We start from the raw sequence: 25,886 nt of genomic DNA on the forward strand, positions 1-25,886 counted from the left end.
CAATTGATCGGGAACCGATGGTGCGGTTATCTTGCCACCGGACAGTCGGCGCTCCACGAAGATGACGATCAGGAACGGGCTCTATCACATCCGCATCGAGATGCTGGATGCCGTCCAGGGCGGCAATCAGGGCGTGATGGTGCTGCGCGACGGCACCATGCGGGGCGGAGATTCATTCTTCTTCGCCTATGGCAGCTACACCTCCGCCGGCGGCAAGTGGAAGGGCGAGCTGACCAATGAGGAGCACTCGCCCTCATTCGACGAGCGCCCGGTATGGGGTCGCAAGGTCGTGACCATCGGCTTCAGCGGCACCTACGACGACGAAACCGCGTATGGCGAGGGCATCGCGCTCGCCGGCAAGCAGAGCATCCGCTTCAAAGGCAATCTGCGGCTGCTGGTGCCGGATTGACTATACCCGCCCGCCAACCGGGATCAGCGCGCCCGTGACGCCGCTGGCGGCATCGCTGGCGAGGAACAAGATCACTTCGGCGAGTTCCTGCGGCGTGACCCATTCGGAAAAATCCGCTTTTGGCATGTCGGCGCGGTTGGCCTTGGTGTCGATGATCGAGGGTAGCACCGCGTTCACCGTGACCTTGCCTTTCCACTCGCTGGCCAGCGCCTCGGTGAGGCGATGCACGCCGGCTTTCGACGCGGCATAGGGGCCCATGCCGGAGCCAGCCTGAAGCGCGGCCATGGCGCCGATATTGACGATGCGGCCAGCTTTCGACGCGGCGAGGTGCGGCAGCGCCGCGCGCGAGGTGTTGAGCCCGGTCAGCACGTTCAAGGCGTGCATGCGCTGCCATGTCTTGATGTCGCCGTCGGCGACCGTCTCGAACGCGAAGCCGCCGGCGATGTTGATCAGCGCATCGAGCCGGCCGAAATGCTTCGCCGCCGTCTCGACCGCCGTCGTCGCCTGCGCCGCATCGGAGAGGTCGATGCCGCCGATCTCGATACGCTCGGGCGTTGCGGGGATCTGCGACGGCGCATGGTCGATGCCTGCAACGCGCGCACCGCGCGCCAGCGCGGTCTCGGCGACCACCTTGCCCAGCGCGCCGACTGCGCCGGTCACGACAATGACTTTTCCCTGCACGAGACTCTCCGTCGTTCACTGGCGCCGACTATTGCTCCGCTCAAATTGGACTTGCAATGGCGGTCGGTTCCAAATTGGGCTATGGATGCAACCTTAGATCGAGGAGATTGTTTCATGACCGACAATTTGCCGACCCTCGAGTTTCCTGCTGCGATCGTTGACTTGCAGTACCCGCTGGCGAACTTCAGGAAGGCATTGGGCGGAAGGGGGCCCGTGCGCATCGTGGCGATGGGGTCATCCTCGACGGCCGGACTTGGCAACGTCGTTGCATATCCCGCGCGGCTCGAGCTGTATTTGAGAAAGCACTACAAGGATGACGATCTTCATCGGGACATCCGGATCGACGTGCTCAACCGTGGCAAGGGCGGCGAAGAGGCACCGCAAGAAGTGGCTCGGTTCAACGACGACATCTTTGCCGACAATCCTTCGCTGGTGCTCTGGCAGGTCGGAACCAACGCCGTGTTTCGCAGCAACGAATTCGACTTCGATGAGGTGGTGGCCAAGATCGCCGAGGGATTGGCGCTCCTGCGCGATCATCCCACCACGGATGTCATTCTCATCGACCCGCAATACGTGACGGCCATGCTCGGCGACAATGCCGAGCTCTCGGAGAAGATGGTCTCGGCGATCCGGACCGCGGCGCAAGGCGCCAAGGTCAATTTGTTCCAGCGCTGGGCGCTGATGCGGCATTGGAACCAGCACAACAACGCGTCGTTGGAGCAACTGCTCGCTCCGGACGACGAGTTGAAGCTGCACCAGAGTGACTGGAGCACCATGCAAGTCACGCGAGCTCTGCGCTCGGCGATCCTGACGGCGACCGGTGCAACACAAAGATGCCCGTGCCTGATTACGACGTGAGATAGCGCTCCTTGAGCGCGGTCCGCTCGGCCGCGCCGAGCTTGAGGCCGTCGCGCAAATAGGCTTCGAGGTCGCCATATTCGCTGCCGACGGCTTCGAACGCAGCCGCAAGGTAAGAGGCCTCGACGCTGCCGATGGCATTGCGTACGTCGTCGGGCAGGTCGGTGGCGGCCGTTGCGTCGCGCCTGTAGTGCTGGTTGGTCAGCAGATAGTCCTCGGCGATGATTTCATCGGCCACGCCGAGCGCATGCAGGATCAGCGCGCTGGCAAAGCCGGTGCGGTCCTTGCCGGCGGTGCAGTGGATCACGAGCGGCGCGCGATCTTCCAGCAGATGGCCGAACAGCGCGCGAAAGCTGTGCGTGTTGTGACGGACATAGTTGCGGTAGGACTCGCGCATGAGCTCGATCGCGACCGGCGCAGTCAGCGCGCCCTTGGCGAGCTCGGCGCGCAGCGCGGCGACCACCGTCGGCTCGATCGGCAGCGAGTGCACGGCGATCTCGGTCACCACGCAGACGCCGGCCGCGCGCTCCTCGACGCCGCGAAAATCGAACGCGCTTCGCACGCCCAGCCGCCGGACGATCTCGACGTCGGCGGCGGTGAGCTGGCCGAGATGGTTGGAGCGGAAGATGTGCCGCCAGCGTGTGATGCGGCCGTCCGACGTCGGATAGCCGCCGAGGTCGCGGAAATTGCTGGCGCCTTGCAGGGCGAGGTGGCGGACAGGGGAATCTGACATGAGATCAGCTTGGGGTTATGTTTTCCTTGGACGCACGACGGGTGTCCTTGAGGTCTATACAGGGGGCGATCATGGACCGGCACAAGGCCATTCTTTGGGGGATCACCATGCTGTCGGGTGGAATTGTCAGTATGCAGCAGGCCGAGGCGCAGACGTTCCGGACCTACCGCTGCGCCGATGGTACGCAGTTCATCGTGGGGTTTTATGACGAGGACAAGCGCGCCTTCCTTCAGATCGACGGCGAACCTGTGACTCTCGCGAAGCGGCTGACGGTCTCGGGCGCGCGTTATTCGGGGGCGGGGATCACGCTGAAGATTCCCAAGAGCGGGGCCGCCACGGTCAAGCATCTGAAGCGGCCGGTGACGGACTGCGCGGTGATCTGAACGACGGCATTCCCGCCAGAATCAAAAAGGGCCGAAACCTCGTTGTTTCGACCCTTCTTCAAACTGCCGGTCGCTCCAGCGAGCGCGGCGGTATCAAACCGGCGAAAGGGCATCATCGTTCCCATTTGGGCTTTGCTTCGTCGACGGCGTCCTGATGGTACCAGCTATCGCTGCAGATCGAGGCGTTCGCGGGAAGCGAGGCATGATCGGCGGGAAGGCGGGCGTCGCCATGACGGCGTCCGGCGAGAGCTGCGCGGCCCCCGACAGGGAATTGGTAGATCGTTGCTGATCCGTGGCTCAGACCATTGTTCATCATTTCGATTTGCTCCTCAGTCGAAGCGCCTTGGCCTCCATGGTGCGCCCGACTCGTTCGATTGTGGTTACCGGAATCCCCATATCGGCCCCGCCCCCTGGATTGGAAAGTGCTGAAAAGGAAATCAGTTGCCGCCCAATTCGTAGGCAGGAGACCGTCTGCACCCCCTAGGGCACTGCGTCAGTGACTAACGCGTGGGCCATTCCAAAGGTTGCCAAGCAGGGGCGGGGCGCTTTACGAAAATTGCCGGACGTTGATGCGCGATTCATCGGCAACCTCCGCAACCACTTGGCTGCCCTAGAATCAGGCGTTTTTCGCGGGTTTTTTGCGGTGCAGCTTCACGCGAAGGTGCGCGTCTATGACGCACGCGGCTGCAGACAATTCCTCGGCAGCGTCGTGCCCCCGGCTTGGGGACGGACAGCTTCCCTGCTGCGGCCTTTTGGCATGTAAAATGCTTGTAAAGCGCCGGCCGATGATGGCCGGGTACAAACGTGCAGGGGCCCTGCGGGCCCCCGCCTTTCGCATCATCTACAGAGAGGCTCAATGACCAAGTATAAGCTCGAGTACATCTGGCTCGACGGATATACGCCGACTCCGAACTTGCGCGGCAAAACACAGATCAAGGAATTCGCGTCGTTCCCGACGCTCGAGCAGCTCCCGCTCTGGGGCTTCGATGGCTCCTCCACCCAGCAGGCCGAGGGCCACAGCTCGGATTGCGTGCTGAAGCCGGTCGCGGTGTTCCCGGATGCCGCCCGCACCAACGGCGTGCTCGTGATGTGCGAAGTCATGATGCCCGACGGCAAGACCCCGCACGCCTCCAACAAGCGCGCCACCATCCTCGACGATTCCGGCGCCTGGTTCGGCTTCGAGCAGGAATACTTCTTCTACAAGGACGGCCGTCCGCTCGGCTTCCCGGCCTCGGGGTATCCGGCGCCTCAGGGTCCGTACTACACCGGCGTCGGCTTCTCCAACGTCGGCGACGTCGCTCGCAAGATCGTCGAGGAGCATCTCGACCTCTGCCTGGCGGCCGGCATCAACCATGAAGGCATCAACGCGGAAGTCGCCAAGGGCCAGTGGGAATTCCAGATCTTCGGCAAGGGCTCCAAGAAGGCCGCTGACGAAATGTGGATGGCCCGCTACCTGATGCTGCGTCTGACCGAGAAGTACGGCATCGACATCGAATTCCACTGCAAGCCGCTCGGCGACACCGACTGGAACGGCTCGGGCATGCATGCCAACTTCTCCACCGAGTACATGCGCACCGTCGGCGGCAAGGAGTACTTCGAGGCGCTGATGGCCGCCTTCGACAAGAACCTGATGGACCACATCGCCGTCTACGGCCCGGACAACGACAAGCGTCTGACCGGCAAGCACGAGACCGCGCCGTGGAACAAGTTCAGCTACGGCGTTGCTGACCGCGGTGCTTCGATCCGCGTTCCGCACTCCTTCGTCAACAACGGCTACAAGGGCTATCTGGAAGACCGCCGTCCAAACTCGCAGGGCGACCCATACCAGATCGCCTCGCAGATCCTGAAGACGATCGCATCCGTGCCGACCGAACAGAAGGCAGTCGCCTGAGATCCTCCCCGCCCGGGCTGGGGGGCTGGCCCGGGTTGGCTCTCAATCCGCCGGAGCTGAAAAGCTCCGGCGGATTTTTTGCATCTTCATGACGGCCATCTCCAGGATCCACGGGCCCCGATTGCGCGAAAATTGTCCTTCGCGGCCGAAAGCGGGATAGACTGCGCATGGATGTGCGTAAGCCCGGGACGGCTGGTGTTTGAAGGCTTCTACAAGACGAGATTTCAGCTCGGCGGCAGCGTCGGCCGGAGCGTGATGCATGCCGGCAATGGCAAGATGCTCGGCGGCAATTCGGCGTTCGCCCATATCGGCAGCTATGAGAAGACGGACAGCGGCGTCGACATCGTCATCAAGACCGTCCGCCACAACCCCGATCCGAACTACCGGGCCATGGCCGGCACCGACGATGCGACGCTGCTTGCGAAAGGCTGGGCTGAAGGCGATCTCTATCGCTTCAAGGGCGAGCTCAAGGAGCTGCCCGGCGTTCCCTTCCAGTCGCTGATGACGCCGATCACCGAGGATGAGGTGCCGATCGCCGGCGGCGTCGGCGAGGCTGGCATCGCCGACGGGCTCTATTCGATCCACCTGCGCATGCTCGACGGCCTCGACGGCGGTCTCACCGGCGTGATGCTACTGAACCGGGGCCGCATCCTCGGCGGCGATGCCTCGTTCTACTATCTCGGCAGCTACACCGCCGCGAACGGGCGCTGGAAGGGCCTGATCCTCAACCAGGAGCACACGCCGGCCAAGCACGATCCGATCTTCGGCGGCCACGAGGTCGGCATCGGGTTCTCCGGCACCTATGACCGCGAGGAGGCGGTGCTGGAGGCGACCGCACTGGCCGGCAAGCGCAGCCTGCGCCTGACCGCCGCGCTCAAGCTGATGCATCCCGCCTGATCGCGACAGGAATTGCTCATGGAAAAAATTCGCATGCTCTCGACGCTCGGCCTGATGGGCGCGATGCCCAGCCTGTCCTCCGCCTTCGAGGCTTCGACAGGCATCCATGTCGATGCCGACTTCGCGCCGACCTTGGCGCTGCTGAAACGCCTGCGCGACGGCGAGGCCGCCGATCTCGTGATCCTCACCCGTGAAGGGCTCGACGAGATGATCGGCGAGGGCCGCGTGGTCGCGGGCGGCGCGGCCGATCTCGCGCGGTCCTTCGTCGGCATCGCCGTGCGGGCAGGGCAGGCGCATCCCGATATCGGCAATGAATCCGCGCTGCGCAAAACGCTGCTGGCGGCGCGATCCGTCGCCTATTCGCGGCTCGGCGCGAGCGGGGTCTACTTCGCCCAGCTGATCGTGCGGATAGACATCGCCGCGGAGATCAACGCCAAGGCCGTCATCGTCGAACAGGGGTTTACGGCGGAGCGGCTCCTGAGCGGCGAGGCGGATCTGGCCGTGCAGCAGATCAGCGAACTGAAGCAGGTCGAGGGCATCGAGATCGTCGGCCCGATCCCGCACGAGTTGCAGATGCCGGCCGTGTTCTCCGCCGGCCGGATGGCCCACGCCAAACACGCCGAAGCGGCGGACCGGCTGCTGCGCTATCTGGCTTCGTCCGAGGCCGTCCCGGTGCTGCGCCAATCGGGACTCGAGCCTTGAAATTGCCGGCGCGGGGACGCAACGTAATGGCCATGCGGATCTGTCTCCTTGTCATCATCCTCGCGCTTGCCGCGCCGCCATCGGCGCATGCGCAATCGGCCGACCTCGTGCTGTGCGACCGGGTGGCCGCCGATCCCAGCGATCCGGACAAGCCGGCTGACGTGAGGGGCGTGAGCGAGATCGCGGCCTCCGACGTCGCGACCGCGATCAAGTTCTGCAAGCAGGCAGCAAGCTCGTCGCGGCGGGCGATGTTCGCGCTCGGCCGCGCCTATGCGGCCAACCGGCAGACAGGCGAGGCGATCGCCGCCTGGCGCAAGGCGGCCGACAAGGGATCGAGCGCGGCGATGGTCGAGCTCGGCGTCGCCTACGGCACCGGCTCCGGCATTGCGAAGGATGAAGCGCAGGCGCGAAAACTGTTCGAGAAGGCGGCGCAATCGGGCAACCCCCGCGGCGTCAGCAATCTTGCGGCGCTCGGCGGCACAGGCGGCGCGCCCGCCGATCCCGCGCAGGCGAGAGCCTTGCTGGGCAGGGCCGCCGAGACCAATGCGGAAGCGCAGTACCAGCTCGGCCTGATGCTTTCCAACGGCAATGGCGGCGAGAAGGACGATGTCGCGGCGCGCGCCCTGTTCGAGAAGGCCGCCGCGCAAAACCATGCCGGCGCGCTGGAGCGCATGGGGGCCTTCGCGCAGGACGGCCGCGGCGGGCCGAAGGACAAGGACGCGGCGAAGGCCTATTACGAGCGCGCCGCCGCGCTCGGCGACGAGGATGCGAAGAAGGCGCTGGAGCGGATACGCTGTCCCTATGCGATCAAGGACAAGCAGGGCAAGCTCGTCACCACGCTGTGCTTCTGATCACTTCATGTAGTAGGCGAGATCGTTACGGGCGTCCCGATAGGTCGTATCGAGATAGCCCGGATATTTTCGCGCGGCCTGCGCCACGGCGCGCACCACGCAATCCCAGAAGTCGCCGTTCCAGTCGAAATGCTTGTTGTAGGCGTCTTCGAATTTGACGGCGGTGATGATGGCCTGCCGGATCGCTTGATCCTCGGCGTGGGGATGGGCGCGCTTCAGATAGCCGAACATCGACCCTTCATGGGCATGGTCGCGCTCGTAGCGATATTTCGCGCCGGACTGCTCCGGCTTGAGCGCGCGATTGATGCTGACCTCTTCGGCGGTCGGACGGCCCTCGATCGTGTCAAGACGGTAGCGCTGGGCCAGAGCTCGTACGCGGCGTCCAGCAGCGGCTGCTCGCGGCGCTGGCGATGATGGCGCTGAGCTCGTCTCTGCCCGATGGCTGCGGCGTATCCATGCCGCTTTGTCGCGCCTTGGCGCAGGCGGGTTCGAAGCCGCCCAAGCCCGCCGAGAAGCACGACATGAGGTGCAGCGTCACTGACGCTTGAGGAGGGCCATCCGGAACCGGCCAAAACAAAAACCGCGAAAACAACCCCATGCACAGTAGCCAAGTCGTTGAAATCGCTTGGTCGCCGAATTCACTTGCCGGCCGAGATCGCCGATTGCGGATTTTGCGAAAACATCTTGCCTCGTCGGGCAAAACAGGGGCATGATGGCATCCTGCGGCGAGTGGCTCCACGAGCAGCCCCTGCGCGGAAAAGCCGGGTGGCCTTGGCACCGCGAGGGTGCTAGGTAGCCCGCGATTCTTTCTTATCTTTGCGGGTCAATTGCGTTGCTGGACGGACTCTACAAGGTTGAATACGGCATCAATGGCGCCTTCGGCCGCAGCATCATGTGCATGCACAATGGCAAGCTGCTGGGCGGCAATTCCGCCTTCGCGCATCTCGGGACCTATGAGGTCAGGGACGGAGCGATCGAAGCCAATGTCATCACCGAGCGCCACAACGACGATCCCAACTATAAGCCGCTGATGGGCACCGATGTCGCCGCGATCAAGGTGCGCGGCAGGACGGAGGGGTCGACGATCCTGTTCGAGGGCAAGGCCGATCCGGTGCCGGGCAGCGTGTTCTGGGCGAACCTTGCGCCACTCGACGACAAGGCGCTGCCGCCGCGCGGCGCGGTCGGTCCCGGCGGCATCGTCAACGGCCTGTACTCCATCCACCTCCGCGCGCTCGACGGCGTCGAGGCCGGCCTCTCCGGCGTCATGCTGCTGATGGACGGCCGCATCCTCGGCGGCGATGCGTTCTTCTACTATCTCGGTGCCTACTCGTCGGCGAACGGCCGCTGGAAGGGCGAGATGCTGAACCAGGAGCATACGCCGGCGAAGGGCGAAAACCCGGTCTTTGGCGGCTGCGAGGTCGGGATCGGCTTCTCCGGCACCTGCACGGCCGAGAGTGGCGAACTCGAAGGCATCGCGCTCGCAGGCAAGCGCAGTTTGCGGCTGGCGGCTTCGCTCAAGCTGATGCGGCGGGCTTGAGGCGCTTGCTCAGAGTGCAGATGTCCGTTGCTTGCGTGAAGCAGGCCTCATGCGTCGCCTCCGGCAAAGTCAGCAAGTGACACAATGCGGAGAGCGCCGCGTCGGCGTTACCGTGCTGGGGGGCGCCATTGGCGAAATCGAAAACGTCAGCCAGGTATTCCAACCCGCCGGGCGGTTTGCGGCAGCGAATTCGCCGTATCCCTTCAGATTCAGGTAACCCTGCACGTCCCCGACCGGAAACAGAAATCCGATCTGCGGACCTACGCCGAGGACGCGTGACCGGAAACCACCCAGGAGCGGGTGCTGTCCGGAATCGTCTGTGATCTGCTGATAGGCATATCCCACCAGGCCGACAAAGACCTGCTTCGAGAGAAACTGGAAAGCGCCCCAATCGACGTGAAAATCAGTGCCGTTCTGATATTGCGTGTCGTTGTTATTGAAATTGTAGATAAATCCGGCGACGGCCGAAAACTCGTGCCCCGCTTGCGGACTGAAGTAGGTGTAGCCGCCGCCGCCATCGATGGCGCCATGGCCGATGCCGAGATTGGCGAGGCGGTTTGGAACGTATGCCCCGATGGGAATGTCGCCCGTCACGTAGGTCATGAAGCAGCGCCACGCTGAGACTTGAGTGGACGAGCCAACGCCGAGATTTCCGTTGGATGTGTCGCGTGTCATTTGTCTGCCCAAATGGCTGAGATCACATTGCAACCACAGGCGAGGTGAGGAGCCTCGGTTGCGCACATACTACCTGAAGTCGTCGTCGCAAAACGGCATCAGTAGTCTGGAATCGCCCGATTGCAAAACAGCATCGGTGGTTGCTGATGGTGGTATGCGGCATACGAACTGACCCAGACCAGGAGCGACATGATCAGGCCGATGACGCCGGCGTTGTCCGCAAACACGGTGCCGGTGCCGGGCATGCCGAGCCTGAGCTGGCTCCCGCCAGGCGATGGCCCTCACGCTTGTTGCAGCCGTTCATTGAATTCACCTCCGCTTCAACAACGATCTGAATGCAACGGGCTCAACCGTGATGATCGTGCTCACTGAGCGCAATCCTCACCTCGCGGGCGAAATCAACCAGCGCCGTCGTGAAGGCGCCGAGGGCAACAATGAAGAGGATGGCAACTCCGTGCTCATGCTGAAATCTAAGGAGCGCAGTCGTGAACGCGACGATGATGAGGATACTGATAGCGATACTCCCGACCACCGCCCAGTAGATTGCCCGGTTCAACATGGCTGCACGTCGAGTGAGACGCGGAACGTCGGCCTTAAGCCGGTTCCTCGTCGTATCCATCTCGGGGATCGCGTTCAGGAAGATCGATCGATGATTCTGTTGAGCCGGGATATCAGCACGGCGATGAAAGCGGCAAGCGCGCCGAGCAGGAAGGCGGGAGCCGCTGCCTGCGAAATGACTTGCGACAGCCGACTGACGGAGGGTGTATCCATTGGCTCCGCGCTCGGGGTGTGATCGCGGGAAGGTCGGCCGCCATCACCGTGCGATGACGGCGGCCGGCGTGATCGTTAGTTCGCCACCGCCACGATCGCCGGCGGCTTCCAGGTGCCTTCGCCCGGGGGCAGAATCGAGGGAGCTTCGGTCTTGGGCGAGTACAGGCGCATGACGAGGTAAATGTCGCCGTTCGGCGCCGGCAGCCAGTTGGACTCTTTGTCGGCGCCCGGCGACTTTTTCTGGATATATAGCGTCATGGAGCCGTCGGCGTTCTTCTTCATGTTCGGCAGCATCGGCGAATTGATCAGATGGCGGTTGATCGGGTTTTCGACCAGCAGCTGGGTCTTGCCGTCGTACATGGTCACCGACCAGAACGCGTTGACCGGCGGGAATTGCCCGGCGGCAAAGGTGATCGTGTAATTGTTCTTGCTGCCGTCGAGCGCCTCACCATTGGCGAGGGTCTTCGTCATTGGATATGTCGCCTCTGCAGCGTCATTGCCGTAGATTCCAGCCTTTGCGCCGGCGGCGCGAAGCAGCCAATTGCCGTTGAAAAATGCACGATCGCCGAACAGCGAGCCAACCTTCCAGCCGTTGACATGTTTTTGTTGATCCTCAACGTATTTCTCGACCTTGGCTTCGCCCTCCTTCATGCCAAGCCCGATCTCGAGCTTGTGCGTCAGGGGGAGGTCCTTGAAATTGAACGTCTTGCCGGCACCGACGCCGATACGCGCGAGCTTGGCGCGAATTTCCGTCTCCTCAGGCCCGGCCGGCGCGAATTGCAGCGCAAAGTCGAGATATTCGAAGAAATTCGTCTTCACCATCTCCTTGTCGATCTTGGGGAAGTTCATCGCGACCGTGGCGACCGTCGCTGGCTGATTCAAATACGTTGAAAGCGGCTGCACCTTGTAGCCAGCCTGGACCTTTTCGACATTGAGCATGTCGTCCGCTCCAAACAGCTGAGTGCGGTAGCCCGCCACGGAGAACTGCGTTGTGGACTGAAACACCTTCTTGATGCCGGGCGGAGTGGCGCCTTTCCAGTCGGGGCCGACGACCATGTAGTCGCCCGGCTGGCTGCCGGTCGTGCGGGTGCCGATGTAGCCGTAGTTGAAGGTGTTACCGTCTTCGAGTTGCACCGAATAGTAGCGGCCCGTCTCCACCGGAGGCACAGACAGCACGATCGGCTCTGCCCGTAAATCCATCCAGAGGAATGAGTAGGGCGTGTCGCTGTTTGGTGACGACCGACGTGTCCTTGTAGGTAAAGACGCGCGCTTCGTTCTTGATCTGGTTGAACGGCGCCTTGAATTGTCCCGAGTTCTTGTCGACCGCGTACTCGTACATGACCGCATAGTTCATCACGATGGGCAGGCCGTAGATGAAGCCTTCCTCGGCGATGTTCTTGGCCTCGCGGATGTCAGGCCATTCCACCTTGGCCTGCGCGCTCGCCGGAATTGGCGTCATTGTCGTAACCGTCAGTGCAGTCAGTGCTGCGGAACGAAGTAGATCGCGTTTTGTCAACATGATGCCGATCCTCATCTGGGACGCTACATGCACACACGGCGGCGCCGAAGCGCCGGCGCTCAAATCAATTTCACTGGACCGACAGGCCCACCGTTCCGGTCTGTGCCTTCACGACCGGCGGCGGATTCCATTTTCCGGTCAGGGCGTCGGCTTTCGGGCTGTAAAGCCGCATGGTCAGATTGAAAGCTCCCTTCGGCGCCGGAAGCCAGTTGGCTTCCTTGTCCTTGCCTGGACTCTCGTTCTGAAAATAGAGATCGAGCGACCCGTCGGCGTTGGTCTTGAATGGCATCCAGCTGCTGACGGCGAAGCGGTTCAACACGTTGCCCACCTGGAATCCCTCCGAGTCGTAAAGGGTAATCGACCAGAACGCATTGACCGGTGGCACCGCGCCCTTCTCGAAGGTGATGGTGTACTTGTTGGCGCCGTCAAGCGGCCTGCCGGTGTCGTCGGCGAGATTGAGCGGATAGACGGCATCCTCCGGCAGATTGGCGCCAAGCCCCAACTGCGCGACAATGGCCCGCTTCAAATAGTAGTTGCCGTAAACACCCATCGTGTCGGTGTTCATTGACCAGCCATTTACAACGCGCGCCAGCGTCGGCACCTTCCACGTCATCAGCTTCTGCCCGGCCTGCGGCGCAGTCTCCAGTGCCCGCTGCACGACCGGATCGAGCTTGCTGATTTCAAAACTCTTGCTCGGCTCAATCCCGATTTTCTTCATCTGCGCGATGATCGGCTGATCGGTGATGTGCGGCGGGTGAAGCTTGAGCAACTCGGCCGCTTGCGCGAAGTAGACTCCGGCCGACATCGTATCGACCTGTAGCTTCGGCGCCGTCTTCATGTCGACGCTGGGATCGATCTTGACCTCTAACGGATTTGGCGTTTTGCCGAACTCGGAAAGCAGAGCGACTTTGTAGCCGGCCTGGATCTTGTGGACCGCATCATAGTCCGCTGGGCCGTCCGTCTTGGTGCGGCCGATGATCCAGACATAAGGGGTCGGCGCGTCAATGCGCACGGTGTCCTTCGGCAGCTTGAACTCCTCGGCAAACCTGTCGCGCAGATCGGGCCGCCAGCCGGGTGACGTGACCAGGAAAGTCCCCGCCTTGGTACCCGTCGTGCGCCAGCCCGGTGAGGCAAACACGTTCGACCACATATCCAGCATTGGCAGGAGGTAATAGCGTCCATTGGTATCCGGCACCGAGATCACGACCGGCTCCTTGGTCATGTCCAGCCATGAAACTGAATAAAGCGTATCAAAGTTGGTCCGCACCACGCCCTTGTAACTCGCCGGCGGGTATTCGGGCACGTTGACGAAGGTGTTCATCGGGCCCTTGAACGAGTCTTTGCCCGGCTCAACGTTGGTGGCCTGCTTTCGCGTAATGTCCATCGTCAGGAGGGGGTAGAAGTAGACATAGGCGTCCACGGCGATCGCGTGCGCCTCCTCCTCGGTGATTTTCGGTGCCCCGCCTTGGGCAAGTGCCGCGGGTGCGGCCGCAACACCGAGATATAGACATAAGGTCAGCTGCAGAATTCGTCGGAACATGTCGAACACTCCTTCTACATTGCCACTGAGCACCCTGGCGCCGGTGCCATTTCGTTCAACTCAATCGAAAACAGGGAAGCTGCCGCTTCCCCGTGCATTGCCGTCAATAGCAGGGCGGGTATGGATAATAGCCGCAGGCCGGGCGAGCGTAGGAATAGGGGGCATACGGTGCGGCATAAGCTGCCGCGCCATATGCAGCCGCGCCAACGGCGCCGGCATACATCGCGCCACGGAACGCGCTGCGCCGCGCAACGCCGGCAAACGACATCGGCGTGAAGGGCCGGCCGATGATGTCGATGAAGAGGGCGGCCCCACCGTCGGCGCCGGCAAGATCACCTTCAAGGGTCTGAACGTTGAAGGTGAGCTTGTCGCCCTCGATCTTCGGATTCTTCAGGACCACGACGGCATCCTTGACCGAGCCGTCCTTGCCCAGCACGGAGACGGTCGCGTTCGGAGGATTTTTGGCGAAACTGTCTTCACCCGATCCCCACTCCGCGATCACGTCAGCGGTCGGCTGGTGGCCGGCGGATCTTACCGGGCGGTCGGCAAATATGATCGAGCTGGGTGATACGCCGGTCAAAGTGAGTGTGTCGCCCTGCAACGTCGCACCGCGGGAGTTGAGCACGAACAGCGACGGCACGATCTCGGGTTTGGCTGCGCCAGATGGCGCACCGATCGTCTTCATTGAAGGCGGCGCTGCCGCGTTCTGGGCGAGCGCCGCGTTGGTGGTGTATAACGTTGTGCCCAAGGCAAGCATGCCGAAAATATGATTCAGATGTGTGATGCGCATGGCTTTCCATTCCTGTTTCGCAAAAACAGATCGGTCGCGTGGAAGCACTCTCGCGTCAGATGCGAGAAGGGGCGCAAGAAAGGAATACGGCTTCGTTTGCAGAGAACCGCCGCTCGACGTCTGCAGCAATCGTTATCAGGGCCAGAATTACTTCGTTGTAAGGTAAAAATTGAGCGACGACTTGGAAGCGTTTTGCTTCGACTACCTCCACGAGCTATCTAGAGTATAGCACTCAGGAAGGGCGAGAACCAGCCATGGTGTTCTATTTTGTCCCCCTACATCTCTCGCACTCTCAACTACTCACCCCTCGCAGCGTGGGGGTGTTCGTGTTGTGGAAGTGATCCGAGTGTGACGAGGCGAATTGTCGCATTCCGGTTCGTGAAGGCAAACGATGTGCTGTCTTAATCGACCGCTGCACTTTCAACGTTCAACAAGTCGGCTCCTCGCATGACTGGAGGCAGCGACCACAACGGAACGTAAGCGTCGCTGCCGTTCAGCGGAGCGGTTGACAGAATTCTAGCTTCCATATTGCGCCCGTGCGCGTTACGCTCTCACGGAGAGACAATCCATTCACTTCTCTTGATTCAAATCAATACGATACCCGCACGATTGTCGTCCGATGAAATTGCTTCGGTGAGATCTCAACCGGGGAGTTCTGCATGAAGAGTGTATTGCTTTTCTTGGCGATGATGGGCGGCCAAACAACAATTCCAGTCAGCGAACGCGTCCCTCAGCTGAATGTCGAGGCGACGTGCAAGGCGACCGTAGCCACGGATAAGGCGATGGGCCTGGATCTGCCGCAGAGCTATGATGATTGCATGCGCGACGAGAATTCCGCGCTGCAACAGCTCAATTCCGTATGGCTCACGAACTCCGATAGCCTTCGAAACCGATGCGAAGGCGAGGCGACGGCTGGCGGCAGTGACAGCTATGTCGACCTGCTCACCTGCATGCAAATGGCAGATTGGGTGAAATCGACGCCGGACGCTCCAAAGTTGAGGGGAGCGAGCAAGAACCGAAACAAGCTGTGAGACGCCGCCGGGGATTGTTTGCAGCCGGATGCTGTGCCGATGCTTACCTTGACCGCATCGCGTGGACCGTTACCTGCAGCAACTCGACAAGCGGATAGTAGCGAACGTCGAGCCGCTGCAGTGAGGAAAAAGGTCGGCACGAAAGCAATACTCAGTCGGCGCGGCGATCTGGCAGCGGGATTGGATCCGTCTCCGCGCGGTGTCGTCAACAAGATGGGCCCGCCCGGCGTCTCAGTTTCTGACGAAGTATAGCGGCGTTCTGATCGTCAGCTGATAGGCGGGCTTTGGGGTCCATGCAATCTGGGCTGTGACGCCAAACAAGCGATTATCGTTATCGTCCATCCGGTCGAGGTCGAGCCGTACAATGGGCTGAGTAAAGGATGGCATTGTCGCGAGGTTCAGCAGCTGCGCACCCCCGAATGATTGAACGCCCGCGCGGCCCGTGAGCTTCCAGTTGTTGGGCCACTGATAGTAGCCGCCGAGATAGCCAATGGTGTTCGGGTTGATCGTTGCGAGTGGAGAGTCGACATTGATCCTCGTGTATTGGGCCCCGGCCAGCAACCCGTTGGTCTCGTCTTCGTTCAGCGCATAATCGAACTCCACAATGTTGTTGAAGGACGTCGTCGCAAGCGCCGAATCCGGCACCGATCTCGTGATGGTGGTCTGCAGTGTAATCGTTGGTATCGATCCGCCATTCTGCTGATAAAGGTCAGCCTGGAAACCGACGTTCCAGCTGGAGATCGCAAGGGACGACCAATCAGACGTCCCACTTTGCGACGCGCTCGCCGTGACACCGCCGTACAACGAGACGGCGTCGGTAACATCGACCGTCAGCGGAACGTCCAGCGCGATGCTTTGGCTTGAGGGCGAGGAACGAGCCGGAAAGCTCGAAAGTCGCGGAGAACTCGACAGATCCGACAGGGTTCGAAGCGCCGCGATGGCCGTTGACAGCGAAGGACTGCTGAAGCCGATCGAAAGTGTATTGGCCGGCACCGTGGCGTAGTTCGTTCTCAAGTCCAGATAGATATTGGGCCACGAAGTCGGCCTGGAGGCATCATCGCTGTCGCCAGGATCCTTAGCCAGCACGGGATCGGAGAGACATACCAAAACCGGCACCCACGTCAGACGACAACACGACCGAACCAACGCGGTAAAACCCAGGACTTGCGCCGTCCCTTTGGCTCGAGTGCGGAAAACTGACATTCTCATCCAAACCCGCCGCCTTAAAGTACGGAGTTTTGGAGCGGAAGTCATAGCTTACCGAGAATTCGCGTCGGGAGCTACGCCCCGGTGGCAAGGTCAGCATGTGCTGATCCTCAGGTAGCGCTGGTTGGGAATTCAGGATCGTATTGCCAGGGCGAAGCTAGAGCACATCCACTTACCGTCCGATCTGTCCAGTGCCACAGCACCAAGGCCGACACTTGCGCCCTTATGGGGGCATGCCCTACGCAGCCTTCTCGCTGCGGCCGGAGGTTGGATGGATCCGGGCGATCTCCTGCCAAGCCATCGCCAGGCGGACCAAGCGTTGCCGCTCCAGCCCATCGGCCGCCAGGGCGAACTTCATAGCGGTGAGCGTTTCGCGTTCGGGGTCACAATCGTCATGCATCAACGGGAATGTGGTCACGGACGCGTTTCGCCGACATTTGAACGCCTCCTCTGCAGAGAGGGGCAGCAAAGCCGATGCCAGATGCCTGCAAGAGGGCGTGCATGACCAGCTGCATCAAACGCGGCGTGGCGTCTGTAGAACTCAAGACAAGGTCGCCAGAAAAAGAGCTATTAAGCGCAATTGAAGGTGCGTCGCTTGAGGAGCCTCTTTTGTTTGCAATGCGGCACCTCCAGTATTTTTTTCTTAGCACAACCTGTCCGTGAGGGCCAGCGACGATAGTTAGTCTGCATCTCTGTCACAGTCTGTCGATGCGGCGATGGTCTGTGAATTGAGGCGCGGAAGGTATCGCCTCGGAGAACAATTGCTCGCCGGGCGAAAATCTGATCCTATTCTTTATTCTTTGGCGAGAAATTCCCTGACAACAATTGAACGAAGGAGACAATGATGCGCTCGATCCTCCTCGCTGCGCTCGGCATTACCGCCTTCTCCGCAACCATGGCCATCGAGACACCCGAGGCAAATGCTGTTGTCTATTGTGCCGCTGGTGTCTACCGCGCGGGCTGCGTCGTCCGTCCTGTTGTCGCGCCCGTCGTCGCACCAGTGGTCGGCGTGCGAGGTGTTGCACGGCGGACCACCCGGCGTGTCGTCCGGCGATCGGACATGATGCTCAAGCACGACATCTTCCTGATCGGTCATCTCGAAAACGGCATCGGCTTCTATCGCTTCACCTACAACGGCGGCAACAAATCCCATGTCGGCGTGATGGCGCAGGAAGTGGAGACGATCATGCCCACCGCGGTGCTGCGCGGCAGCGACGGCTACCTGCGAGTTTCGTACGACATGCTCGGCGTGAAGTTCCAGACCTACGACCAATGGATCGCGTCGGGCGCCCATGTCCCGGCCGGCACACCCGTTGATCAGTAACGCGCCCGATGCCGCATCTGGCGCGCAGCGGCCGTGAGGTGGCGCGGAGCCGTCCTCTGCTCCCTGCGGCCAGCTGCGGGCTGGGTCAGCGCTTCAAGCTCGCTGCGCAGTCCAATGGCCTGAGCAACGTGCGCTTCCCGAATGGCCACTCCAGCTCCCGCGGCCAAAGTTACCAGAGAGCCGGCCTGAGCCGGACGCGAATTTGTCCTGGACTGTCACCGACGCCCGAACTGCGCCGGAACGCGCCACGTAGCCTCTGAACCTGACTAAGTTCGGATGTGTGATTGTTCCGTTGGTGATGTTGACGGTGAAATTATAGGTCGCATCGCAAGTGCCTCTTTGCGTCACGAAAACGAGGTCCCAGGAGCCGTCGAATGCGGAGCGGGCTTGCGCGATAGAGAGAAGGGCGACCAGGCAGCTCATGGCCGCCACACACGTGAGAAGCTTTTTCATTTTGTGCTCCAAGCGGTCCTCTACACATGGCGAGCGGAACTGGCGACTTCAATGCGGCTCGCCGGGGCCGGAGGAGGGATCTTCGCTTCGAGCCTTGGCCGTGCAAAGACTTGGTCGCGCAAAGCCTTGGTCGTGCAAAGTCTTGGCCATGCAAAGTCTTGGCCATGCAAAGTCTTGGCCACGCAAAAGCGGGTTCAAAGGACGTCGGTCCGAAACGCCGTCTTCAAGATCAGGGCGTCGTGTCCTCCAGGCCATTTCGAGGGGGCCATGCGGTGAAGCCGCAACTCATATCCGCAGGGCAGAGAGCCGCGTCACGAGGAATTCCATCGCGGCACGGACGCGCCGCGGCAACGCGCCGGCACCCCGCTTGACCCAGACGATCTGGAGGGGAATAGGCGGCGGCTCGTGACCGACGAGGATTTGCTCGACAATTCCCTGCTCGATGAGCCTGCGCACCTGCCAGAGCGGTGCGAGCCCGATGCCAAAGCCAGACGCCACGGCCGCATTGCGCACGGCGGCATTTTCCGATCGAAAGCGGCCATGCACCTCGATGCGCCGGTTGTTGCCGTCAAATACCCATCTGTCGTCGTCGCTGGTCCGCAGCACGCATTCATGACGGGATAGCTCGCGTGGATGCTCGGGACGACCGTACGTGGCGAGATAAGCCGGTGACGCGAAGACCGCCCAATTCAATCCGCCGAGGCGGCGAACCCGCAAGTTCGAGTCCGGCAGGTTGCCGATGCGCACGACGAAATCGAGCTTCTCAGCGACAAGGTCGACATGCTCGTCAGACAACACGAGTTCGATGTCGACCTCCGGATTCCGCATCAAGAATTGGCTGAGCGCGGGGGTCACATATTCGGGGCCAAACAGGCTGGATGTGCCGATGCGGATGATGCCGGCGAGGCGGCGATCGCGGGCGAGGAGATCTTCACGGGCGCCCTCGATGGTCGTGAGTGCGAGGCGGATGCGGTCGGCAAAGTCGAGCCCTGCCGCCGTCGGATGCAGGCGCCGCGTCGTGCGCGACACGAGCTCCACGCCGACATCCTGCTCGAGCCTCGCCAGCGACCGGCTCACCGCCTGCAGCGATCTGCCGAGACGAGCTGCTGCCGACGTCAGGCTACCCTCATCAACAATAGCCAGAAACGTCGTGTAGTCCGCCAGCGAGGTCAGGGTTATTCTCTCGGAAAGTGAGATAATGTCTCCTCAGTATCAGATATTATCAGCAGATGTGAGATATGTTGTTGATGAGCTCTCAACGACCTGGAGCTCTCCATGACGAAACTTGACCCCAATGCGGCAAACGCACCTCTCGCGGCCCTGACGCCGCTCTATGGTGCCCCTATAACGCTCGATGAGGCAGTGCTCGTCGCCGGCGCGGCGCGCGCCGAAGCGCAACGTCATGGCTGGCCAATGGTGATCGCCGTCACTGACAGCGGCGGCCATCTCGTTCTGCTATACCGTCTCGATCAGGCGCAGCACGGCAGCGTGCTCGTCGCTCAGCAAAAGGCGAAAACAGCGGTCGATTTCAGGCGGTCGACAGGGGCGTTCGAATCCGCGCTTGCCGACGGCGGCCTTCATCTGCGGCTTCTCGGCATGACCAATCTGACGCCTCTGGAAGGCGGCCTTCCGATCGTGCGCGACGGAAGGGTAATCGGCGCGATCGGCGTCTCAGGCATGCAATCGACCCAGGACGCGCAGGTCGCATCGGCAGGTCTTGCCGCGTTCGGATCCTGACCGGTCTCAAACCCCGAGGGCAGCGGAGAAGCACGAATACGCGGTGCAGTACGTCAACCGGCACGAGCTCACGGCGCAGGACACGCAGCTCCCGCCTTCACCCAAGCCTCCACCAGCGCGCCGGCCTGCGCCTGCGTACCCGGCACGGGCGAGCGGCCGAAGCCGGGCTTCCAGGCCCAGCCAACGAGGGTGTCCTTGCCGATGTGGTCGATCAGGTCTTCCACCTTGCGCCCGCCATTGCGGGCGGGATCCCTGATCTGCTCGCAGATTTCGCGGACGGTCTTGCCTTCCCAGGCCATCTCGCGCGGGGCCAGATGCCAATCGCGATGGCCGGGCATGCGGCCGGGTTCGAAATTGGCCTTCTGGTGGCAGGTGTTGCAGCGCATCGCCTCAAGGCCATGGCCGTCAGCGCCGCGCGTGACCGGCGGCTGATGCAGGCGGGCATTGTCGCCCTGGTGCGGCCTGTCGCCGGCCGGATGGCAATTGGTGCAACGCGGATGCGTCAGCACCCGGCCGAGCTCGGTGAAGATCGCAGCCGAGCGCTTTTCGGTGTCGCTGATCGCGGCAAAGCTCTCGGGCGAAGCGAGCGCATGGCTCGCCGTCTCCGACGCCGCGTAGCCCGCGCACAGGCTGCTCGCGAGTGCCGCGATCACCGCAATCGTCTTGAATCGTGCGTCGCAGATCATGGCTCGTGTGCCCCCAGGCACGCTCACTTGGTGGCAATGAGGTAGCGGGCTGAATCGGCGAGGATCACGTCGCGCACCGCCTCGTGATATTTGATGTAGCCGGTGCAGCGGCAGAGATGACCGTCGAGCGCATCCGCAATGGTCTGCTCCAGCGCCTCGCGCGCGACCGGCGTGCGCGAGAGACGTTCGAGCAGCACCTGACCCTCGTTGAGGAAACCGGCGGTGCAGTAGCCGCACTGAAAGGCGAAGTGCTCGATGAACGCTTTTTGCAGGGCCGAGAGCTCGCCGTCCCTGGCGTGCCCCTCGACGGTGCGGATCGACTTGCCGTCAAAGTTCACGGCGGGCGCGACGCAGGTGGGGCTGGTGGTGCTGGTGCCGTCGGGTGCGTCGACGATGATGGCGCAGCTCAGGCATTGCGCGGCGCCGCAGCCGAACTTGGTGCCGGTCATCCCGAGCATCTCGCGCAAAAAATCGTTCATCGAGAGGTCGTCGCGGACGTCCATCGGACCGTGCTTCTGGCCGTTGATGGTGAGGCTGAGGGTCGTCACGCGAGCACTCCCTTCAATAGGCTTGCGGTGACCGGCAGCGCGCGAAAGCGATGGCCGGTGGCGTCATGGATGGCGTTGATGAGGGCCGGCACGATCGGGATCATCACGACTTCGGCCATGCCCTTTGGCGCTTCGTCCGGTACTAGCGGCTTCAGCATCTCGATCTCGAGGTCGCGGAGCGGCAGGTCGGAGCCGCGCGCGACCAGATAGCGCCCGAGATTCCATTCGCCGTTGCCGGGACCGCCCTCGAACGGCGGCAGTGTCTCCAATAGCGCATAGCCGACGCCCATCGCGAAGCCGCCCTGGGCCTGGCCCATCACGACTTCCGGCACCAGCGCGGTGCCGCATTCGAACACGCTGTAGGCCTTGGCGATGCGCAAGGCACCCGTCGAGCGCTCGATCTCGACGCGGACGACCGTGCCGCACATCGAGGTGTAGGCGGTGCCGATCCGGTTGTTGTCGGTCGGCGGAAACTTGACGCTGGTGCGGTTGATCCGCTCGAACTTGCCGTTGCCTTTGCGGATCGCCAGCGCGTCGATGTCGGCGCGGTATTGCTCGCCGGACAGCGGAAAGCGGGCCCGCGACCACGCCCAGCGGGAGAAGCTGTGCGCCACCGCACCGGTGACGAAGCTGCGCGCATGGGCTGTCGCGGCCAGGACCGGCAGCGCCAGCGGTTCGAGGCCGGGCATGGTGAGCTGCCCGTTCTGCCAGCTTGCGACGTCCCATTGCCGCGCGCGCGGATCGGTCCTGGCGATGCGCCACAGCTCAAGCGCCGCGGGCCACAGGCCGAAGCGGAAGATGACGTGGGCGGCTTCCCCGGCGGAATGGGTGCCGACATGCGCGCCGATCGAGGAGCTTGTCGGCGAACTGATCGCGGGCACCCAGCGCGGATTTTTCTCCGCCGCATCCTGGGTCTTCTGGTCCATGGTGGCGGGATCGCCTGAGGTGACCAGCCCGAGCACGTCATAGCTATCGACGCGGGCGACCGAGACCTCGTCGGCAATGACGCCGAGATGACTTGCGACCCGGTTGGCCAGCGCCGTCCCGATGCCGTTGCCCATCTCGACATGATCGCAATAGATCGCGATCTTGCCGTCGAGTCCAAGCTCCACGCGTCCGAGCGAGCCGTCCGCGCCGGAGCCATAGTCTTTCGTCACGCAGGCGACGCCGGTGCCGACCAGCCGATCCGACGAGGTCTGCTTGAACTGTGCGCGCTGCTGCCAGATCGGATGCTGCTCGAGCTTGTCGAGGATTTCGGGCGTGCGCACCGAGACGATGTAGGGATTGCCCGTCATGGTCCGGCCGTTCTGGGGCAGCGCATTGCGCCGCCGGAATTCGATCGGATCGCGCTTGAGCTCGGATGCCGCCTCGTCGATCAAGACCTCCAGCGCCGTCTCGGCCTGCAGGATGCCGTAGCCACGCATCGAGCCCGCGCTCACGCCGCGCGAGTGCACCGCGACGGTCCTGACGTCGACCTTCGGAATGTCGTAGATGCCGATCGCGCCGGTGCCGGCGACGACGGCCACGCTGGCCGAGAAATGGGCGAGCCCGCCGCCGTCGAGCACGTGATCGGCTGCGAACGCCTTGATCTTGCCGGTGGCACGATCGATGCCGATGCGCGAGCGCATCTTGATAGCGTGGCGCTTGATGCCGCCCTGAAACTGCTGATAGCGATCATGCGCCAGCCGCACGGGCTTGCCGGGAAAGCAGACTGCCGCGAGCGCAACATAGAGAATGAAAGGTGTGTGATCGCGGCCACCAAAGCCGCCACCGACATGGGCGAACTGCGCGTTGATGTGCGACGGCTTGTAGGGCGCGCGGGCCTTGCCGAACAGATGCGCGATCGACTCCGCCGCCTCGTAGGGCGACTGTACCCCGAGCAGGAGTTCGAGGTTGCCGCCCTTATTGCCGTCCTTGCCGTTGTACCAGCCGAGCCCGCATTCCGGCTCCAGGAACATCGGGTCGACCGATTGCGTCTCGAACTCGCGGTCGAGCACCAGCAGCGAGGCGTCGTTTGCGGCGAGCTCGGCGCGGATCTGCTCGCCATATTTTGCCGCCTTGGCGTAATCCGCCGGCATGTCCTTCGCAAGGGGCGACCACACCGGCAGCGCCGCGCTCTGCACCTTCTTGGGCGAGACCCAACCGGCCTGGATCGGCGAATAAACATCCGGCTTGTCAGGCGAGGGGCCCGCCAGGCGGGTGAAGCGGAAGGCCCCGTAATCGGGGACGACCACAGGCCCGGTCTCCTCGCCGAATTGGACGAACGTGCCGTCGCGCAGCGCGAGACGCGCCTGGTCGAAGGCGTCGAACTTTTCGAAGATCAAAAGCGCGACCGGCTGTCCCAGATAAAGCGGCGTCGTGCCGACCGGACAGAACAGGTCGCCCGCATAGAATTGCGGCACCTGCGTCCCGATCCGGTCGAGATCAGCGGCGGTCATCACCACCGACGGCTTGAGCGCGCCGCCAAGGCGGGCGAGGTCCATGCCGGTATAGACGTGCGTGGCGTCATTGGCGCGGACCAGGATGGCGTGCGAGGTGGCCTGCGGCCAGCCAGCGAGATCGTTGGCCCGGAAGTCGGAGGCGTAAAGCTTTGCGCCGGTGACCTTGGCGACGCCGTCGACACGGCCGGTGCCCCTGGTCGCGGGATTGAACTTGCCGCGTCCAGGCAGCGTCTCGTGGGCTGCGAAGGGCACGCCCGCCGCGGACGCCAGATGTGACAGGCTGACCGAGATGCCTCCCGCCGACAACCACTTCACGAACTCGCGTCGCGAAGGCCCCATGATCAGATCCTTGTGCAAGGTTTCGGGGACATCATGATGCTGGCGGCATCAATGCCAGGAGAGTACGCCAATGCTAGCCCATATCCGTCGTGATTCGTCATGCGACGATAGAGAGGGGCAGGGCGTTTACAACCGGTGAATGTCCAGTGCTTCCCGGATTGGATCGTCGTTTCGCTTTTGCTTTAGACTCGAATCGAACTGAAGACGGATTGGCAACGGGGGCGAAACTCAAATGCAGCACGATCCGAACGATATCTCTCCAGTCACGGCGAATATGACAAAGCTCTCGCGGCGCCAATTGCTCGACTACGGTCTTAAGGTGGGAGCGTTGTCGCTGTTCGCAGGTGCGGCGAATGCCCAGCACGCCGTGCACGATCATGCGGGCATGTCCCACACCTCGGACATGTCGCCGACCATGGGGATGGTCGCTGAAACGCCCGTTCCTGCCATGGACCAGCTGCTGGTCGAGCCCGAGGTGCGGCGGTCCGTCAATGGCGTGCTGAGCACGACCTTGCGCGTCGGCTATGCCTATCGCCAGATCGGCGGCGTCAGGCTCTATGTCAGATCCTATGAAGGCGGCAGCCCCGGACCGACCTTGCGCATGAAGCCCGGCGAAACGCTGCGCATCAAGCTGATCAACGACCTGCCGCCGAACCGCGATGGATTGCCGGCCGACATCAGCCATCCGCACCAGTTCAACAACACCAATTTCCATTTCCACGGCGCGCATACGAGCCCGAGCGGGATCGCCGATAACGTCATGCGCTCGATGGCGCCGGGCCGCAGCTACAACATCGAAATCGCCCTGCCGGCCGATCACACCAGGGGTACCTACTGGTATCACCCGCACCACCACGGCAGCGCCGATATCCAGATGTCCTCCGGCATGGTCGGCGCCGTCGTCATCGAGGGCGATTTCGCCGACGTTCCCGAGATCGCCACAGCCCGCGAGCGCCTCATGGTGCTGACCCAGGTGGTCTACGACGCCAAGGGCATGGTCGAGAATTTCGAGACGCTGTTTCCGGAGACGGCGACGCGTTTTCTTGCCATCAACGGCCAGCGGCGGCCGGTGATCGAGATGCGCCCCGGAGAGGTGCAGCGCTGGCGCCTCCTCAATGCCGCCTATCAGGACGACATGCTGCTCGACCTGGAAAAGCATGATCTGCAAGCGATCGCCTATGACGGCATCCAACTCGGCGCCGTGCAACAGATGAAGCAGCTCCTGATCGCGCCGGGCCAGCGTGCCGACATCCTGGTGAAAGCGGGCACGCCCGGCACCTACGCCTTCAACGCGGCGCCCTACGATCAGGGCCACCCCTCGCCAGTCGGGCCGCTCGCGCGGGTCGTGGTCTCAGGCGAGCCGATGGAGATGAAGCTGCCGCGCGCCCTGCCACCGGCGCCGCTCGCCACCATCAAGGACACGGAGATCACCAACCGCCGCAAGGTGGTGCTGTCGGCGACCGCGCCGGAGGCCGATGCCGCCGGCCATTGGCAGGAATTCGAGTTCTTCGTCGACGGCAAGAAGTTCGACCCCAACCGCATCGACCAGAGGGTCAAGCTCGGGGCGGTCGAGGAATGGACCATCGTCAACACCCATGAGCACGATGACCATGTCTTCCACATCCACACCAACCCGTTCCAGGTGGTCTCGGTCAACGGCAAGGCGCTGGCGGTGCCGGAATGGCGGGATTCCGTGATCGTGGAGCGCAAGGGCGGCGTGGTCGTGTTCCGCTCCCGTTTCCTGGATTTCACCGGCGTCTACATGCTCCACTGCCATATGATGAACCATGAGGAGATGGGCATGATGCAGACGGTCGAGGTCTACAAGCCGTAAGCTTCCAGGGAATTGGAGGAATTCGGCGATTGGCCGGACAACCGGGCCCG

The 25,886-nt window shown here is 62.5% G+C and carries 26 protein-coding genes and 2 pseudogenes; 12 read left to right on the plus strand and 16 right to left on the minus strand.

Features of this window, described 5'->3' with window-relative positions; translation table 11 throughout:
- The first annotated feature begins 61 nt into the window (after positions 1–61).
- On the plus strand, positions 62–409 hold the full coding sequence (locus QSV46_RS11425) for a GrlR family regulatory protein (protein ID WP_314950351.1): 348 nt from the start codon (positions 62–64) through the stop codon (positions 407–409).
- Here QSV46_RS11425 and QSV46_RS11430 read toward each other — a convergent pair whose 3' ends face one another.
- A complete protein-coding gene (locus QSV46_RS11430; protein WP_314950353.1) occupies positions 410–1,090 on the minus strand; it encodes an SDR family oxidoreductase in 681 nt (226 codons plus the stop codon). It abuts the gene before it with no gap.
- A 114-nt stretch (positions 1,091–1,204) separates the two neighbouring features.
- Here QSV46_RS11430 and QSV46_RS11435 point away from each other — a divergent pair, with 114 nt between their 5' ends.
- The gene (locus QSV46_RS11435; protein ID WP_314950356.1) at positions 1,205–1,948 is read left to right on the plus strand and encodes an SGNH/GDSL hydrolase family protein; all 744 of its coding nucleotides are present in this window, start codon (positions 1,205–1,207) and stop codon (positions 1,946–1,948) included.
- On the opposite strand, the gene QSV46_RS11440 is transcribed toward QSV46_RS11435, so the two are convergent.
- On the minus strand, positions 1,938–2,681 hold the full coding sequence (locus tag QSV46_RS11440; RefSeq protein ID WP_314950357.1) for a tyrosine-protein phosphatase: 744 nt from the start codon (positions 2,679–2,681) through the stop codon (positions 1,938–1,940). The two genes, QSV46_RS11435 and QSV46_RS11440, sit on opposite strands and share 11 nt — an antisense overlap.
- A gap of 71 nt (positions 2,682–2,752) precedes the next feature.
- Between QSV46_RS11440 and QSV46_RS11445 the strand changes: the two genes are divergently transcribed.
- Entirely contained in the window at positions 2,753–3,064 is a 312-nt protein-coding gene (locus tag QSV46_RS11445; protein ID WP_314950359.1) for an MliC family protein, read from the plus strand.
- A 112-nt stretch (positions 3,065–3,176) separates the two neighbouring features.
- On the opposite strand, the gene QSV46_RS11450 is transcribed toward QSV46_RS11445, so the two are convergent.
- Entirely contained in the window at positions 3,177–3,380 is a 204-nt protein-coding gene (locus tag QSV46_RS11450; protein WP_314950361.1) for a DUF2735 domain-containing protein, read from the minus strand.
- 540 nt (positions 3,381–3,920) lie between these two features.
- Between QSV46_RS11450 and QSV46_RS11455 the strand changes: the two genes are divergently transcribed.
- The 4 genes from QSV46_RS11455 to QSV46_RS11470 all read left to right on the plus strand — a co-directional run bounded on the left by QSV46_RS11455 (position 3,921) and on the right by QSV46_RS11470 (position 7,405).
- Positions 3,921–4,955 carry a glutamine synthetase beta-grasp domain-containing protein gene (locus QSV46_RS11455; RefSeq protein WP_314950363.1) on the plus strand — a complete coding sequence of 345 codons (1,035 nt, stop codon included), beginning with the start codon at positions 3,921–3,923 and terminating at the stop codon, positions 4,953–4,955.
- A gap of 195 nt (positions 4,956–5,150) precedes the next feature.
- Positions 5,151–5,852 carry a GrlR family regulatory protein gene (locus QSV46_RS11460; protein WP_314950366.1) on the plus strand — a complete coding sequence of 234 codons (702 nt, stop codon included), beginning with the start codon at positions 5,151–5,153 and terminating at the stop codon, positions 5,850–5,852.
- Between the two features lie 18 nt (positions 5,853–5,870).
- Positions 5,871–6,554, plus strand: coding sequence for a substrate-binding domain-containing protein (locus QSV46_RS11465; protein ID WP_314950369.1), 684 nt, complete (start codon positions 5,871–5,873; stop codon positions 6,552–6,554).
- Positions 6,555–6,586: 32 nt separating this feature from the next.
- Positions 6,587–7,405 (plus strand): tetratricopeptide repeat protein, encoded by an 819-nt coding sequence (locus QSV46_RS11470; protein ID WP_314950371.1) that lies wholly within the window; start codon positions 6,587–6,589, stop codon positions 7,403–7,405.
- Here QSV46_RS11470 and QSV46_RS11475 read toward each other — a convergent pair whose 3' ends face one another.
- Positions 7,406–7,636: a hypothetical protein gene (locus QSV46_RS11475; protein WP_314950373.1), complete on the minus strand. Its 231-nt coding sequence runs from the start codon at positions 7,634–7,636 to the stop codon at positions 7,406–7,408.
- Positions 7,637–8,237: 601 nt separating this feature from the next.
- On the opposite strand from QSV46_RS11475, the gene QSV46_RS11480 reads away from it, so the two are divergent.
- On the plus strand, positions 8,238–8,942 hold the full coding sequence (locus QSV46_RS11480) for a GrlR family regulatory protein (RefSeq protein ID WP_314950375.1): 705 nt from the start codon (positions 8,238–8,240) through the stop codon (positions 8,940–8,942).
- Positions 8,943–9,011: 69 nt separating this feature from the next.
- Here the strand turns inward: QSV46_RS11480 and QSV46_RS11485 are convergent.
- The 6 genes and pseudogenes from QSV46_RS11485 to QSV46_RS11510 all read right to left on the minus strand — a co-directional run.
- Positions 9,012–9,548, minus strand: a pseudogene (locus QSV46_RS11485) (transporter); the annotation flags it as partial.
- 167 nt (positions 9,549–9,715) lie between these two features.
- On the minus strand, positions 9,716–9,862 hold the full coding sequence (locus tag QSV46_RS11490) for a hypothetical protein (protein WP_314950378.1): 147 nt from the start codon (positions 9,860–9,862) through the stop codon (positions 9,716–9,718).
- 101 nt (positions 9,863–9,963) lie between these two features.
- Positions 9,964–10,236 (minus strand): DUF2721 domain-containing protein, encoded by a 273-nt coding sequence (locus QSV46_RS11495; RefSeq protein WP_314950379.1) that lies wholly within the window; start codon positions 10,234–10,236, stop codon positions 9,964–9,966.
- Between the two features lie 227 nt (positions 10,237–10,463).
- A pseudogene (locus QSV46_RS11500) lies at positions 10,464–11,907 on the minus strand (DUF1254 domain-containing protein).
- Between the two features lie 70 nt (positions 11,908–11,977).
- Complete coding sequence (locus QSV46_RS11505) at positions 11,978–13,447, minus strand: DUF1254 domain-containing protein (protein WP_314950382.1); 1,470 nt, start codon at positions 13,445–13,447, stop codon at positions 11,978–11,980.
- Between the two features lie 103 nt (positions 13,448–13,550).
- Positions 13,551–14,237: a hypothetical protein gene (locus tag QSV46_RS11510; protein ID WP_409997167.1), complete on the minus strand. Its 687-nt coding sequence runs from the start codon at positions 14,235–14,237 to the stop codon at positions 13,551–13,553.
- Positions 14,238–14,896: 659 nt separating this feature from the next.
- On the opposite strand from QSV46_RS11510, the gene QSV46_RS11515 reads away from it, so the two are divergent.
- Entirely contained in the window at positions 14,897–15,268 is a 372-nt protein-coding gene (locus QSV46_RS11515) for a hypothetical protein (RefSeq protein ID WP_314950385.1), read from the plus strand.
- 231 nt (positions 15,269–15,499) lie between these two features.
- On the opposite strand, the gene QSV46_RS11520 is transcribed toward QSV46_RS11515, so the two are convergent.
- Complete coding sequence (locus tag QSV46_RS11520; RefSeq protein WP_314950388.1) at positions 15,500–16,471, minus strand: hypothetical protein; 972 nt, start codon at positions 16,469–16,471, stop codon at positions 15,500–15,502.
- A 241-nt stretch (positions 16,472–16,712) separates the two neighbouring features.
- Entirely contained in the window at positions 16,713–16,892 is a 180-nt protein-coding gene (locus QSV46_RS11525; protein ID WP_314950391.1) for a hypothetical protein, read from the minus strand.
- 426 nt (positions 16,893–17,318) lie between these two features.
- Between QSV46_RS11525 and QSV46_RS11530 the strand changes: the two genes are divergently transcribed.
- Positions 17,319–17,798: a tail fiber domain-containing protein gene (locus QSV46_RS11530; protein ID WP_314950394.1), complete on the plus strand. Its 480-nt coding sequence runs from the start codon at positions 17,319–17,321 to the stop codon at positions 17,796–17,798.
- A 738-nt stretch (positions 17,799–18,536) separates the two neighbouring features.
- On the opposite strand, the gene QSV46_RS11535 is transcribed toward QSV46_RS11530, so the two are convergent.
- Positions 18,537–19,451, minus strand: a complete 915-nt coding sequence (locus QSV46_RS11535) for a LysR family transcriptional regulator (protein WP_314950948.1) — start codon at positions 19,449–19,451, stop codon at positions 18,537–18,539.
- A 75-nt stretch (positions 19,452–19,526) separates the two neighbouring features.
- Here QSV46_RS11535 and QSV46_RS11540 point away from each other — a divergent pair, with 75 nt between their 5' ends.
- A complete protein-coding gene (locus tag QSV46_RS11540) occupies positions 19,527–19,988 on the plus strand; it encodes a heme-binding protein (protein WP_314950398.1) in 462 nt (153 codons plus the stop codon).
- 68 nt (positions 19,989–20,056) lie between these two features.
- Here the strand turns inward: QSV46_RS11540 and QSV46_RS11545 are convergent, their stop codons facing one another.
- The 3 genes from QSV46_RS11545 to QSV46_RS11555 are packed head-to-tail and all read right to left on the minus strand — an operon-like array spanning position 20,057 to position 24,002.
- On the minus strand, positions 20,057–20,674 hold the full coding sequence (locus QSV46_RS11545; protein ID WP_314950400.1) for an Isoquinoline 1-oxidoreductase subunit: 618 nt from the start codon (positions 20,672–20,674) through the stop codon (positions 20,057–20,059).
- A 23-nt stretch (positions 20,675–20,697) separates the two neighbouring features.
- Complete coding sequence (locus QSV46_RS11550; RefSeq protein WP_314950402.1) at positions 20,698–21,222, minus strand: (2Fe-2S)-binding protein; 525 nt, start codon at positions 21,220–21,222, stop codon at positions 20,698–20,700.
- Positions 21,219–24,002: a xanthine dehydrogenase family protein molybdopterin-binding subunit gene (locus QSV46_RS11555; RefSeq protein ID WP_314950405.1), complete on the minus strand. Its 2,784-nt coding sequence runs from the start codon at positions 24,000–24,002 to the stop codon at positions 21,219–21,221. Before QSV46_RS11555 ends, QSV46_RS11550 begins: the two co-directional genes overlap by 4 nt.
- A gap of 274 nt (positions 24,003–24,276) precedes the next feature.
- On the opposite strand from QSV46_RS11555, the gene QSV46_RS11560 reads away from it, so the two are divergent.
- Positions 24,277–25,836, plus strand: coding sequence for a multicopper oxidase family protein (locus QSV46_RS11560; protein WP_314950407.1), 1,560 nt, complete (start codon positions 24,277–24,279; stop codon positions 25,834–25,836).
- Positions 25,837–25,886: the final 50 nt, after the last annotated feature.

The organism is Bradyrhizobium cosmicum, from assembly GCF_032290525.1.
Taxonomy (GTDB): Bacteria; Pseudomonadota; Alphaproteobacteria; order Rhizobiales; family Xanthobacteraceae; genus Bradyrhizobium; species Bradyrhizobium cosmicum_A.

What these genes read in the sequence shown, in the direction of transcription:
- QSV46_RS11425 (WP_314950351.1), top strand. Translation starts at nt 62, where the DNA reads ATGACGATCAGGAACGGGCTCTATCACATCCGCATCGAGATGCTGGAT.
- QSV46_RS11435 (WP_314950356.1), top strand. Translation starts at nt 1,205, where the DNA reads ATGACCGACAATTTGCCGACCCTCGAGTTTCCTGCTGCGATCGTTGAC.
- QSV46_RS11440 (WP_314950357.1), bottom strand. Translation starts at nt 2,681, where the DNA reads ATGTCAGATTCCCCTGTCCGCCACCTCGCCCTGCAAGGCGCCAGCAAT.
- QSV46_RS11445 (WP_314950359.1), top strand. Translation starts at nt 2,753, where the DNA reads ATGGACCGGCACAAGGCCATTCTTTGGGGGATCACCATGCTGTCGGGT.
- QSV46_RS11450 (WP_314950361.1), bottom strand. Translation starts at nt 3,380, where the DNA reads ATGATGAACAATGGTCTGAGCCACGGATCAGCAACGATCTACCAATTC.
- QSV46_RS11455 (WP_314950363.1), top strand. Translation starts at nt 3,921, where the DNA reads ATGACCAAGTATAAGCTCGAGTACATCTGGCTCGACGGATATACGCCG.
- QSV46_RS11465 (WP_314950369.1), top strand. Translation starts at nt 5,871, where the DNA reads ATGGAAAAAATTCGCATGCTCTCGACGCTCGGCCTGATGGGCGCGATG.
- QSV46_RS11470 (WP_314950371.1), top strand. Translation starts at nt 6,587, where the DNA reads ATGCGGATCTGTCTCCTTGTCATCATCCTCGCGCTTGCCGCGCCGCCA.
- QSV46_RS11475 (WP_314950373.1), bottom strand. Translation starts at nt 7,636, where the DNA reads ATGTTCGGCTATCTGAAGCGCGCCCATCCCCACGCCGAGGATCAAGCG.
- QSV46_RS11490 (WP_314950378.1), bottom strand. Translation starts at nt 9,862, where the DNA reads ATGCCCGGCACCGGCACCGTGTTTGCGGACAACGCCGGCGTCATCGGC.
- QSV46_RS11495 (WP_314950379.1), bottom strand. Translation starts at nt 10,236, where the DNA reads ATGGATACGACGAGGAACCGGCTTAAGGCCGACGTTCCGCGTCTCACT.
- QSV46_RS11505 (WP_314950382.1), bottom strand. Translation starts at nt 13,447, where the DNA reads ATGTTCCGACGAATTCTGCAGCTGACCTTATGTCTATATCTCGGTGTT.
- QSV46_RS11510 (WP_409997167.1), bottom strand. Translation starts at nt 14,237, where the DNA reads ATGCGCATCACACATCTGAATCATATTTTCGGCATGCTTGCCTTGGGC.
- QSV46_RS11515 (WP_314950385.1), top strand. Translation starts at nt 14,897, where the DNA reads ATGAAGAGTGTATTGCTTTTCTTGGCGATGATGGGCGGCCAAACAACA.
- QSV46_RS11520 (WP_314950388.1), bottom strand. Translation starts at nt 16,471, where the DNA reads ATGTCAGTTTTCCGCACTCGAGCCAAAGGGACGGCGCAAGTCCTGGGT.
- QSV46_RS11530 (WP_314950394.1), top strand. Translation starts at nt 17,319, where the DNA reads ATGCGCTCGATCCTCCTCGCTGCGCTCGGCATTACCGCCTTCTCCGCA.
- QSV46_RS11540 (WP_314950398.1), top strand. Translation starts at nt 19,527, where the DNA reads ATGACGAAACTTGACCCCAATGCGGCAAACGCACCTCTCGCGGCCCTG.
- QSV46_RS11545 (WP_314950400.1), bottom strand. Translation starts at nt 20,674, where the DNA reads ATGATCTGCGACGCACGATTCAAGACGATTGCGGTGATCGCGGCACTC.
- QSV46_RS11555 (WP_314950405.1), bottom strand. Translation starts at nt 24,002, where the DNA reads ATGGGGCCTTCGCGACGCGAGTTCGTGAAGTGGTTGTCGGCGGGAGGC.
- QSV46_RS11560 (WP_314950407.1), top strand. Translation starts at nt 24,277, where the DNA reads ATGACAAAGCTCTCGCGGCGCCAATTGCTCGACTACGGTCTTAAGGTG.